We start from the raw sequence: 11258 nt of genomic DNA on the forward strand, positions 1-11258 counted from the left end.
CCCTCCACGCGGATCCCCGCGCCCGCAGCCCTTCCCCGGGTGCCGGAACCGGTCCGAGGCTCCCGCCATGACGAGCGACACCGCCGACGCACTCGGCCCCGACGACCGCCCCCACCCGCCCCGGGCCGACGAGCGCGCGTGCCTCACGGGCTTCCTCGCCCTGAACCGCGCCACCGTGGTCCGCAAGGCCCGCGGCCTGTCCGACGCCGACGGCGCGCGCCGCGTGCTGCCGAGCGCCACCTCGATCTCGGGCGCCCTCCGTCACCTGGCCGACGTCGAGCGCTCGTGGACCGTCGAGCTGATGGAGGCCGGCGACTACGACCGGCGCTTCGGCGGGGACGACGACCCGGACGGCGAGTGGGACGTCGGGCCGACGGACTCCCTCGCGGAGATCCTCGCGGACTACGAGGCGGCGTGCGCAGAGAGCGACGCGGTCATCGCCCGGCACGACCTCGACGACATCGCGGTCGCGGGCCCACCCGAGGAGATGCCGTCGCTCCGCTGGATCGTCGTGCACCTCATCGAGGAGACCGCGCGCCACGCCGGGCACGTCGACGTGATCCGGGAGCTCGTCGACGGCACCACCGGGGAGTGACGCCCCTCACCCCGTGACGACGACCGCGATCCACCAGGCGACGACCAGGAGGATCGGCACGCCGACCGCGATGACGCCGCCGATCGTGGGTGTCATCCGCAGGCGGCGGGCAGGCCGCGGACGCGACGCGTGCTCCGCATGGGGCATGTCCACGGCCGGGAGCACCACCGGTTCGGCGCGCCAGCGCTGCCATCGGTCGACCTTCGCCGCGAGCGCGGCCACGGCCTCGATCACGTCGCGCCAGCGCTCCGGGTCGCGCGTCACCACGTCGTCGAACGAGGTGAGCAGCAGCCGGTCCCCCACCACCTCGACGTCGAGCCCGCGCACGCGGTCGATGAGCACCGCGAGGACGTCGGGCGTGAAGAGGTAGAGCGCATCGCGCTCGCTGCCGGCCTCGCAGTGGAGGGCGTAGTGGCGGTCGAAGTCGCCCTCGAGCGAGAGGCGCTGCTCCCGGTCGGGCCGCGACGCCATGGTCAGCGCCCGGCGGACGGGGCCGCGGCGGGCGATCACGCGGATGTGCGGCAGGTCGGCCCCGAGCCGGATCATGGCGTACCCGCCGAAGCGCGGCGCCCCCTCGCGCCGGCCCGCCGTGACGATCTCGTGGTTGCCGAGCTCGATGCCCGGCGCGCCGGTCGGCCGCATCACGCGCGTGAGGTCGAAGTAGCGGCGCGCGGACCCGAAGTGCCCGTCCGACATCGGCCCCGGCAGGTAGGCCATGCCGTTCGCCTCCCCGAAGCGCACGAGCCGCAGGTGCGCCCGGTAGCCGCCCCGGCGCTCACGCGAGCGGATCACCCAGCTGCCGAAGACGACCAGCAGGATGGCGAAGACCGCGCCGATGAGCCCCTGGAAGAGGGCCTGCTCGCCCGCGTCGGGCGCGCCCTCCCGCAGCGTCTCCGCAATGAGGGCACCGATCAGGGCGAGCGCGAGGACGCTGTCCCACATCAGGAAGTGCATGAGGGAGGAGCGCGCCCGGGGCCCGATGCCCTCCGCCTCCGGATGCGCGCGGCGGAACTCCCGGCGGAACGCGCGGAGCTCGCCGCGGCGGATCCGCCCGGTGAGGGCGGCCGTGTCGAGCCGCGTCCGCGGGAGCGTCCGGCAGCGGGTCACGGCAGCGTGGTGATCAGGAAGCCGGCGCCGAGGAAGGCCGCGGCGAGCGCGATGAGGAGGAGGAGCCCCACCGTGGGCCGGTTCCGGAGCCGCCGACCGGCCGCCGCGACCCCGCGCGACCGACGCGTGCGGCGGCGGACCCGGCCCGGCGCGGGCACGGCGAGGGACGGGTCGGCGCCCGTGAGCACCGACTCCTCGACGCCCTCGAGCGACGCCAGCCGGTCGTCGCGCCACCGTTCCCAGCGGTCGACCTTCGCCATGAGCGCGGCGGTCGCGTCGATCACGTCGTGCCAGCGGTCGGGGTCGAGCGTCACCATGTCGGCGGGCGAGCGGAGCAGCAGGCGGTCGCCGCGGATCTCCACGTCGAAGCCGCGCACCCGGTCGACGAGCACCGCCATGACGTCCGGGGTGAAGAGGTAGAGGGCGTCGCGCTCGTACCCCTCGGGGCAGTACAGCGCCGCATGCCGGTCGAAGTCGCCCTCGATCTCCAGGCGCTGGGAGCGCGCGACGTCCACGGTCGGCGTCATGGCGCGGCGGAGGCGGGTGCCGTGGGAGAGCACCCGGATGTGCGGCAGCTCGCGCCGCAGCCCGACCATCGCGTAGCCGCCGTACTGCGTGATCCCGGCGGCCTGCGACCCGCGGTCGAGCTCGTGGTTGCCGAACTCGACGGGGCGCGCCGTGCGCGGCCGCATGACGCGCGTCACGTACATGCCCCGGGCCGCCGCCTCGCCCATGTGCGCGTCGGAGAGGGGGCCGGGCGCGTAGCTCAGGCCGTTGGCGCGGCCGAAGCGCGCGAGCCGGTAGTGGGCGCGGATCGTGCTGCGGCGGCGGCGGGTGCGGATCAGGCGCCATGCGAAGAAGACGCCCGCCCCGAACAGGGGCAGGGCGAACACAGACATGCCGAGGGCGTCGCCGCGGTCCTCCGGCTCCCGCGCGAGGAGCGCACCGCCGAGCTCGGCGAGGAGCAGGAGGCCGCCAAGAGGGATCGCGACCGCGGCGAGGACGCCGGACGCGATGCGGCCGAGCGCGAGGAGCGGCGACACGATCACCGGGAAGCGGGCGGTGAACTCGCGGCGGAACCGGCGGAGGTCGTCGCGGTCGATGCGGCCGGTCAGCGGGGTCGTGTCCAGCCGGGCTCGGCTGGCGCGCGCGCGTCGTCATGGATCCCCTCGTCCCGCGGCATCCCGGCCGCTCCTCCACCGTACCCACGCCCCGGTGCGCCCCGGACCCGACGGCGCCCCCAGCTCGGGCGGCAGGCGGGCGGCGGCCGTCAGCGCGGGAAATAATAGCGCTCAACTTGTCGTGAGCGGCTAAATACTCGGCGAACTGAGAAAATGATTCAGTGCACTCGAATCAATCTGTCAGCCAGGACGCCCAAGTCCGACTAGATACGACAACCTACGTGATTGTAATTAGCAAGGCATTCCCGAATGGGGGGCTTGTCTATCTGATATATGTGCGGTAATAATGACTCGGATTTCAAGTCAGCGTCGTAGCATCAGGCGCATACTTGACTAAGTCCAATGACAATTCTGAGCACATACGCGAGCAAAAGCCAAAAGACAAGCCCTTTAAGGACGGAAACTACGAATGTCGGCCGCGACAGACTTACTTCACCTAACTCCGTACCTGGTCGAAACCGACGATGCCTCTACTCGCCGCCTCGAAAAAGCACAAGAAAAGTCACAGGAGACGCACCGACGCGCCGTCCTCACAAGTCAGCGCATCAAAACCGAGGCGAACGCCATCCTCGGGCCTTACCTGGTTGCCACTCGCTCCGATCTCGTAACCGAGAGCAACACAATGGAAGGCATGCGCTGGAGCAAAGGGGACGTCAGGCAATCCATTAAAGACAATCAAGCCCTTCTCGTCGGTCCGCTTCATTCTTTAACAGAGACCGTGCGAGCGGATCCAAAGCTATACGAAGTCCTCGGGCTCTATCGTGCTCACGAAATCGCAGACACGTGGCTAGAAGACGAACACGTCCCACGCGCAGCAGACATTAGAGCGCTTCATAGGCTGATCCTAGGAGATGTTCGTGGGAGCGGCTCATATAAGCAGTTTGATAACCAAATAGCAGGTCGGCCCGATCATCGGACCACATCTCCCAACGAAGTTGGCAGAGTCATGCTTGAATTGAGCGACTGGTGGGCCAATAGCGCTGGCGAACCTCTCCTTACTGCTACGGCGGTGCATGCTTGGCTGGCACACATCCATCCGTTCGAAGATGGTAATGGGCGCACGGCTCGAATTCTTGCCAATATCGAGCTAGCACGCCACAACTATCCGCCACTACTCCTGCGAGCTGACAGCGATAGAGGGGAGTACTACGCAGCCCTTCAGGCGAGTGACGAAGGGGACCTACTCCCTCTATATGAACTGTTTGAAAAGGCAATTCGGCGTCAATCAAAACTGATGGCCAAGTCAACATATCTCCAAGATATTATCGACGATCGCTTACTCTCCAGCATGGAAGACAAGTACAACTTGTGGCAAGCTTCACTTAATCGTTTTTCAGTTGCCATGACAGAACAAGCTCGACGAGCTGGAGTGAGTTTTCAGGTGCAAGGAACTCTAAGCCTGGAGGAATTTGGGCTTCTCGTAGATCGCGACTCTGCAGGTAATGGTTGGTACGCGAAAATATCGCACGGTCGGCAGGAAGAGTGGCTTCTCTGGTTTGGATTCCAAAGTTTCACGTGGGATGACTTATCCGCAGATGCATCGCCGTATCCGTCCATTTTTATATCTCGTCGAGACACGGACCCGAGCGCAATCCACCCATATTCGCCTGCTTTTGATAAGCAAGATCTGGATGGCCAAGTCTGGGACGAAATGCAGATAGTTCCGGCTCGAGCCAACCCGGTGCTCCTAAGGACCCGGTTTGACATGGAAGAAGTATCTCCGGAATCCGCAGCGTCTGCCTCCTCATTCGAACGCTCGGCTCGGCTTTCACTACGTAACGGACTCGATGTAGGCCGTCAGCGCGGGAACGCGGTCGGGCCGACCTTCCCGTAGGCCTCCCCCGCGGCGACCGGGCCGCGGCCGGAGACGGCGCGCTCGCCGATGACGCGGGCCTTGTAGATCGCCGGGTTGTGGCTTGCGACCACGCGGGCGTTCCGCCAGTGCCGGTCGAGGCCGCGCGCGCCGGAGGTGGCGGACGCTCCCCCGACCTCGAACAGCAGCGTCGCGGCCGCGGGGACCTGCTCGACCGCGTGCACCTGCGCCTGGTAGACGGCGTTCTCCGCCGAGTCGAGCGACTCGACATCCAGCGGCTCGCCGGGCGGCGCGGTCGCGACGGCCTCGTCGAGGCGCCCCGCGGCCGCGAGCGTCGCGGCGCGCACGGTGAAGGCGGTCGTGGAGATCCGCCCGACGACCTCGAGCACCTGCGGGTCGTCCTCCGGGCGGGCGGCGGTGGCGTGGACGTAGGTGCGCGTCCGACCCCGCACGTACGCCGCGGCGTCGCGCTCGACCTCGGCGGCGATGCCCGCCAGCACGGCCACGAGGTGGAGCTGGTAGAACGCCTGGATGTGGGAGAGCGGGGCCTCCCGGTAGGCGGTGACGGTCGCCGGGTCCACCTCGACGCCGTCGAAGGTCGTGGTGCCGCTCGCGGTGAGGGTCTGCCCGAAGGCGTCCCAGTCGTCGACGGCGGTGACGCCGGGAGCGTCCGTGGGGATCGCGAGGGTCACGCGCTCGACGCCGTCCGCCGCCGCGCGGCCGGCCGCGAGGTAGATCCAGTCGGAGTAGAGCGTGCCGGTGGAGTAGTACTTGGTGCCGTCGAGGATCCAACGGCCGTCGCGCTCGGTGAGCGTGGTGGAGATGTCGGCGAGCGTCGTGCCGGTCTGCTCGCTCGTGGCATTGCCGACGATCGCGCCGTCGGCGATGCGGCGGATCCACGCGTCGCGCGCGGTACCGGGCGGCCGGCGGAGCACCAGCTCGACGTAGCCGAAGTGGCCGCGGAGCAGGTGCCCGACGTTCGCGTCGGCGGCGGACAGCTCGATCACGAGCTCGACGAGCTGCGCGAGGGAGGCGCCGCGCCCGCCGTCCGCGAGGGGGAGCCGGAGCGCGCCGAACCGGGCCTCGCGGAGGAGCCCGACCGCGTCTAAGGCGAGCTCGCGGTCGCGCTCGCGGCCGACGGCACCCTCCCGGATCCGGTCGAACAGGGGCTGGAACGCGGCCCGCAGCTCCGCCGTGGTGAGGGCGCCGGCCGTCACGAGAACGCGCCGCGGTACGCCGCCGCGGGGTGGCTGTCCGGCAGCCGGTCGCGCCCGGTGAGCTTGTGCCGGAGCGTGCCGGGCTCGTACTCGCGCTGCTGCAGCCCACGCTCCTGGAGCACGGGCGTGACGTGGTCGACGAAGTCCTCGTAGCTGCCCGGCAGCGTCCAGTTGATGACGTTGATCCCGTCGACGCCCGCCTCCTGCCAACCCGCGAGCACGTCGGCGATCTGCTCCGGCGTGCCCACGACGCGGCCGCGGAGCTTCGCGGAGAGCCGGGCGAGGTCGGCGATGGTCGGCTCCCGGTCGGGCGACGCCTCCCGCAGCCAGTTCAGGTGGCTCTGCCCGGACTGCGTCTCGACCTGCGAGAGCGGGGTGGCCGGATCCAGCTGCTCGCCCGTCCTCGGGTCGAACCCGAGGTTGGAGTGCAGGAGGAACCCGTCGGCGGAGAGGTACTCGTCGATCTCGGCCTCGTTGCGCTTCGCCTCCTCCTCGGTGCTGCCCGTGATGAAGGAGAGCCCGAGCCAGAAGGAGAGGTCGTCCGCCCGGCGGCCGGCGTCCACGGCGAGCGCCCGGGTGTCCTCGATGAGGGCGCGGGTCTTCTCGGGGGTGGACGACAGGATGAACTGCGCCTCCGCGTTGCGGGCGGCGAAGCGGCGGCCGACGGGCGAGGACCCGGCCTGGAAGAGCACGGGCGTGCGCTGCGGCGACGGCGACGACAGGTGGGGGCCGGCGACCTTGTAGCGCGGCCCCTCGTGGTCGATGCGGTGGATGCGCGACGCATCCGAGAACACGCCCCGCTCCTTGTCGCGCTGGAGCGCGTCGTCGTCCCACGAGCCCTCCCACAGCTTGTAGACGACGTCGAGGTACTCGTCGGCCCAGGCGTAGCGGGCGTCGTGGTCCTCGAGGCCGTCGTGCCCGAAGTTGCGGGCGGCTCCGTCGAGGGCGCTCGTCACGACGTTCCACGCGATGCGCCCGTTCGAGATGTGGTCGAGCGTCGACACCTTGCGGGCGAAGTCGAACGGGTGCGCCTGCAGCACGGAGCTCGTGAACGCGAAGCCGAGGTGCTCGGTGCTCACGGCGAGCGCGGAGATCAGCACGGAGGGGTCGTTGCTCGGGAACTGCAGGCCCTCGCGCGCGTTCACGTCGTAAGCGCCCTCGCCCGGCCCGTAGAGGCCCACGACGTCGGCGAAGAACATGGCGTCGAAGCGCCCGCGCTCGAGCGTCCTCGCGAGGTCGACCCACAGGCGGACGTCGTCGAACTCGTGCTGGCGCGCCTCGGGGTGCCGCCACAGCCCGTGCTGGATGTGGCTGGCGGTGTTCATCACGAAGGCCGCGAAGCGGAGCGGGGGCCGGGCGTCGGGCATGAAGGTCCTCTCGTCGGGTCTCCAGCGTCGCACGGGTGGGGGGTCCCGGGCCGAGCGGGCGTAGCGCTCCGTCATGTGCCGGCCGGGGGCCCGGGGCGCCGGCCCTCCGCTCCGGGAGCGCCGGCCTCCGCGGGTGCCGACGGCGGTCGGGTGTGCGCCGTCCGCCCGGGCATCCGGGTGCGCGGCTACCGTCGGCCCCGTCGCGACCCCGCCGGGCATCTCCCGGGGCCGCGCCGCGCATCCACCGGCTCCGGCATCCGTCCGGGCCGGCCTCCGCCACGCTCGTGGCCGTCCTCGAAGGAATCCCATGCCCCCTCGCCCCTCACCCGTCCCGCCGCGACGCGCCGCGCTCGTCGCCGTGGTCGCCCTCGGTGCCGCCCTCCTCGGCTCCGCCCCCGCGGTCGTCGACTCGGAGCCCGCCCGGGCCGCCGCGACCCCGACCGCGACCGCGACCGCCGACTCCGCCACCGCCACGCCGTCGTCGCGTCTCGTGGTCGCCCCGGCTGCCGCCGCGGCGGCGCTCGCCTACTGGACGCCGGAGCGCCTCGCGGCCGCCATCGAGCGCGGGAACCCGGCGGAGGCGTCCGCCCCGGCGGTCGCTCCCCCCGCGTCGGGACCCGTCGCGGCGTCCGCCGCGCAGACCGCGGGGCGCGGACAGCACGTCGCCGCCGTGCCGCACATCGGGCGCCTCTTCGGGGTCGACGACGTGGGCGGCTTCTCGTGCTCGGCCAACGTCGTCCGGTCGGGCAACCGGTCCACGATCGCCACGGCCGGCCACTGCGTCAGCGAGCACCGCTACTTCGCGACCCAGCTGGTGTTCCTCCCCGGCTACGACTCCGGCGCGTCCGCGCTCGGCTCCTGGCCCGTGGTCGGCGGGAACGTCCCCACGAGGTGGTTCGCGCAGGACGAGCAGGACGACGACGCGGCCTTCTTCGCCGTGGGACGCGATGCGGCGGGCCGGGACATCCAGTCCGTGACCGGAGCCTCGCCCGTCGCGTTCGACGCCGCGCTCGTCCAGCGGGCGTCGGGCTACGGCTACCCGACCGGTGCGCCCTAAGACGGCGAGACCCTCATCGGCTGCCAGGGCACCACGACAGCAGACGGACCGGGGAAGATCGGGTTCCTGTGCGACATGACCTACGGCGTGTCGGGAGGGCCGCTGTTCATCGGCGGCAGCCCGGACGGGACGCAGTTCAGCGACCTGGCGGACGGCGACGACCTCCACTGCAACGGCCCGGCCTGGCAGGCGGCGGAGCGCTCGGCGTACGACCTGACGGCGGCCATCGCCACCTGAGCGGATCGGCACGGTCACGGCCCGCGTTACGCACCGTGACCGTGCCCCTTCCTCCCGTGCGGGAACACGGGCACGGTGGGCGGCACCCGGGCGGATCCCCGCCCGGCCCGCTCCCCCTGCACCGCAGCCGCACCGCTGGAGACCGCATGACCACCGCACCGCCCGCCGCATCCGCCGCCCCCACCGCCCCTCCCGGTGGCGTCGACCCCGTCGGATCCGCCCCCGACGCCCCCGCCGACGTCGCGCGTCGCCGCCGCCGCGTCCTCACCGCGGCGTTCGTCGGCACCACCGTCGAGTACTACGACTTCTACCTCTACGCCACGGCGTCCGCGCTCGTGTTCGGCAGCCAGTTCTTCCCGAACCAGACGCCCGCCGTCGCGCTCCTCTCCTCGTTCGCCGCGTACGGCGTCGGGTTCCTCGCGCGCCCCATCGGCGGCATCGTCGCCGGGCACCTCGGCGACCGCATCGGCCGCAAGCGCATGCTCGTCTACTCGCTCGTGCTGATGGGCGTCGCGTCGACCCTCATCGGTGTGCTGCCGACGTACGCCACCATCGGGCTCGCGAGCGTCGTCGGGCTCGTGCTGCTGCGTCTCGTCCAGGGCATCGCGGCCGGCGCCGAGTGGGGCGGATCCGCCCTGCTGTCCGTCGAGCACGCCCCCGCCCACCGCCGCGGCCTGTTCGGCGCGTTCACGCAGATGGGGTCCGCGGGCGGCATGCTCCTCGCGACCGGCGTCTTCGCCGCGACCCGCTTCACGCTCGGCGAGGAGCAGTTCCTCGCCTGGGGCTGGCGGCTGCCGTTCCTCCTCAGCGCCGTGCTCGTGGGCGTGGGGCTCGTGATCCGCCTCCGCGTGGAGGACGCCGCCGAGTTCGCCGAGATCAAGGCGTCGGGGAAGGTCGAGCGCTTCCCGCTCGGCGTGGTGCTCCGTCAGCACCCGCGGGCCGTGCTCATCACCGCGGGCCTCCGCCTCGTGCAGCCCGCGCTCTACTCGATCCTCACCGTCTACACGCTCTCCTACCTCGCGTCGAAGCGCGGCGACTCGGGCGTCGCCCTCACGTCGGTGCTCATCGTCTCGGCGCTCAGCGTGCTGACCACTCCCCTGTGGGGCTGGATCTCCGACCGGGTCGGCCGCCGCCGCCTCACCATCGCGAGCGCCGCCGGCATCGGGATCCTCATCTGGCCGTTCTTCGCGTTCCTCGACTCCGGGCCGCTGCTGCTCCTGCCGCTCGTCTTCGCCCTCGGCATGAACGTGTTCCACGACTCCATCTACGGGCCCCAGGCGGCGTGGTTCGCGGAGCAGTTCCCGACGGGCGTCCGCTACAGCGGCGTGAGCCTCGGCTACCAGGTGGGCAGCATCTTCTCCGTGGGCCTCACCCCGCTGCTCGCCGTGCTGTTCCTGCAGTGGGGGAACGGATCCCCGTGGATCCTCTGCGCGTACATCGGGCTCTACGCCGTGCTGACGATCACGGCGGCGTTCTTCGCCAAGGACCCGGCGCGGGAGGCGATCGCGGCGCGACGCGACGGCTGAGTCGACGGGCACCGCGGGCGCGGTCGGACGCGGAGCGCGCTCCCGTCCGACCGCGCCCTCTGCGTCGTGCGTGCCCTCCGCGCCGTCCGCGCCGTCCGCGCGCTCGCCGCCTGTGCGCCCGCCGAGCACCGCGTGCCGGATCTCCCTACGGTGGCGTCCACGGCGTTCGCCGTGCCTCCCTCCCCGCTCCGAGAGATCCCCCATGCCCCGCAGCGCCCGCTCCGCCCGCCATGCGCTCGCCGCCGTGATGCTGGCCGCCGCGGTCGCCCTCCTCGGTGGCGCTCCGGGTGCGCGGGCCCACGCTCCCGTCGCTCCCGTCGTGCCCGTCGGGGAGCCGGTGTCCCCCGACGCGGGCCGTCCGCGGGTGGTCGCCCTCGCCGCCGACGAGGTCGCGGCCACCGCCGCGTTCTGGACTCCCGCGCGACTCGGGCAGCGGACCGCGCGACCGCGGAGGCCATGGCGCAGCCGGCCACCTCGCTCGCCGCAGCTCCGGTCCGCCACGCCGCGCGCGTCGCCCCGGTCCCCCACGTCGGCCGCATGTACATGGTCAACGCGGACGACACCTACCAGACGTGCTCGGCGAACGCCGTCGTCTCGGGCAACGGCCTCACCGTCGCGACGGCGGCGCACTGCATCGACGACTTCGGCGCCTTCCACGCATACATCGCCTTCGTCCCCGCCTACGAGGACGGGCGTGCGCCGTTCGGCACGTGGCCGCTCGCCTCCTACGTGCTGCCCGCGGGATGGACCGGTGCCCATTCCCCGGCCTCGGACACCGCGTTCTTCACGGTGTCGAGCCCCACCGGGCGCACGCTCGCGGCGACGGTCGGGGCGTCCCCGGTGCTGTTCGGGGGAGCGCACGACCTTGCGACCACCGTCTACGGGTACCCGGGACTTCCGCCGTTCGACGACCAGCACCCCGTGCTCTGCCGGGGCCCGGCGTCGTCCGCCCTTGCGCCGGCCGGACAGAGCGTCGCCTGCACCATGAACGAAGGCGCGTCGGGCGGGCCGTGGTTCGCGGGCGACGACGCGGACGCTCCGCAGTACAGCGTCAGCACCAACCGGTCACCCGACTCGACCCGGCTCGTCTCCCCCACCTGGGGCCCGGGGATCCAGGCCGCGTACCGCGCGATCGAGGCGTACTGAGCCCGGCGCTCA

10 protein-coding genes are annotated in these 11258 nt (G+C 71.6%); 6 read left to right on the forward strand and 4 right to left on the reverse strand.

What is annotated here, in order from left to right; translation table 11 throughout:
* The first annotated feature begins 67 nt into the window (after positions 1-67).
* Positions 68-595 carry a DinB family protein gene (locus tag ACZ411_RS08440; protein WP_464169871.1) on the forward strand — a complete coding sequence of 176 codons (528 nt, stop codon included), beginning with the start codon at positions 68-70 and terminating at the stop codon, positions 593-595.
* A gap of 6 nt (positions 596-601) precedes the next feature.
* Here ACZ411_RS08440 and ACZ411_RS08445 read toward each other — a convergent pair whose 3' ends face one another.
* Both ACZ411_RS08445 and ACZ411_RS08450 read right to left on the reverse strand, forming a co-directional pair.
* Positions 602-1702 (reverse strand): hypothetical protein, encoded by a 1101-nt coding sequence (locus tag ACZ411_RS08445; RefSeq protein ID WP_464169873.1) that lies wholly within the window; start codon positions 1700-1702, stop codon positions 602-604.
* Positions 1699-2751: a hypothetical protein gene (locus tag ACZ411_RS08450; protein WP_464169875.1), complete on the reverse strand. Its 1053-nt coding sequence runs from the start codon at positions 2749-2751 to the stop codon at positions 1699-1701. The genes ACZ411_RS08445 and ACZ411_RS08450 overlap by 4 nt, the downstream gene beginning before the upstream one ends.
* A gap of 541 nt (positions 2752-3292) precedes the next feature.
* Between ACZ411_RS08450 and ACZ411_RS08455 the strand changes: the two genes are divergently transcribed.
* Entirely contained in the window at positions 3293-4717 is a 1425-nt protein-coding gene (locus ACZ411_RS08455) for a Fic family protein (protein ID WP_464169877.1), read from the forward strand.
* Here the strand turns inward: ACZ411_RS08455 and ACZ411_RS08460 are convergent.
* A complete protein-coding gene (locus ACZ411_RS08460; RefSeq protein ID WP_464169879.1) occupies positions 4681-5913 on the reverse strand; it encodes an acyl-CoA dehydrogenase family protein in 1233 nt (410 codons plus the stop codon). The genes ACZ411_RS08455 and ACZ411_RS08460 overlap by 37 nt on opposite strands.
* On the reverse strand, positions 5910-7280 hold the full coding sequence (locus tag ACZ411_RS08465) for an LLM class flavin-dependent oxidoreductase (RefSeq protein ID WP_464169881.1): 1371 nt from the start codon (positions 7278-7280) through the stop codon (positions 5910-5912). The genes ACZ411_RS08460 and ACZ411_RS08465 overlap by 4 nt, the downstream gene beginning before the upstream one ends.
* Before the next feature lie 307 nt (positions 7281-7587).
* Between ACZ411_RS08465 and ACZ411_RS08470 the strand changes: the two genes are divergently transcribed.
* From ACZ411_RS08470 to ACZ411_RS08485, 4 genes are all read left to right on the forward strand, one after another.
* Positions 7588-8337 (forward strand): trypsin-like serine peptidase, encoded by a 750-nt coding sequence (locus tag ACZ411_RS08470; RefSeq protein ID WP_464169883.1) that lies wholly within the window; start codon positions 7588-7590, stop codon positions 8335-8337.
* Between the two features lie 75 nt (positions 8338-8412).
* Positions 8413-8574 carry a hypothetical protein gene (locus tag ACZ411_RS08475; protein ID WP_464169885.1) on the forward strand — a complete coding sequence of 54 codons (162 nt, stop codon included), beginning with the start codon at positions 8413-8415 and terminating at the stop codon, positions 8572-8574.
* 146 nt (positions 8575-8720) lie between these two features.
* Positions 8721-10100, forward strand: a complete 1380-nt coding sequence (locus tag ACZ411_RS08480; protein ID WP_464169887.1) for an MFS transporter — start codon at positions 8721-8723, stop codon at positions 10098-10100.
* A 456-nt stretch (positions 10101-10556) separates the two neighbouring features.
* Positions 10557-11246, forward strand: coding sequence for a trypsin-like serine peptidase (locus ACZ411_RS08485; protein ID WP_464169889.1), 690 nt, complete (start codon positions 10557-10559; stop codon positions 11244-11246).
* Positions 11247-11258: the final 12 nt, after the last annotated feature.

It is taken from the genome of Clavibacter sp. AC415, from assembly GCF_979252985.1.

What these genes read in the sequence shown, in the direction of transcription:
- ACZ411_RS08440 (WP_464169871.1), top strand. Translation starts at nt 68, where the DNA reads ATGACGAGCGACACCGCCGACGCACTCGGCCCCGACGACCGCCCCCAC.
- ACZ411_RS08455 (WP_464169877.1), top strand. Translation starts at nt 3,293, where the DNA reads ATGTCGGCCGCGACAGACTTACTTCACCTAACTCCGTACCTGGTCGAA.
- ACZ411_RS08465 (WP_464169881.1), bottom strand. Translation starts at nt 7,280, where the DNA reads ATGCCCGACGCCCGGCCCCCGCTCCGCTTCGCGGCCTTCGTGATGAAC.
- ACZ411_RS08470 (WP_464169883.1), top strand. Translation starts at nt 7,588, where the DNA reads ATGCCCCCTCGCCCCTCACCCGTCCCGCCGCGACGCGCCGCGCTCGTC.
- ACZ411_RS08475 (WP_464169885.1), top strand. Translation starts at nt 8,413, where the DNA reads ATGACCTACGGCGTGTCGGGAGGGCCGCTGTTCATCGGCGGCAGCCCG.
- ACZ411_RS08480 (WP_464169887.1), top strand. Translation starts at nt 8,721, where the DNA reads ATGACCACCGCACCGCCCGCCGCATCCGCCGCCCCCACCGCCCCTCCC.
- ACZ411_RS08485 (WP_464169889.1), top strand. Translation starts at nt 10,557, where the DNA reads ATGGCGCAGCCGGCCACCTCGCTCGCCGCAGCTCCGGTCCGCCACGCC.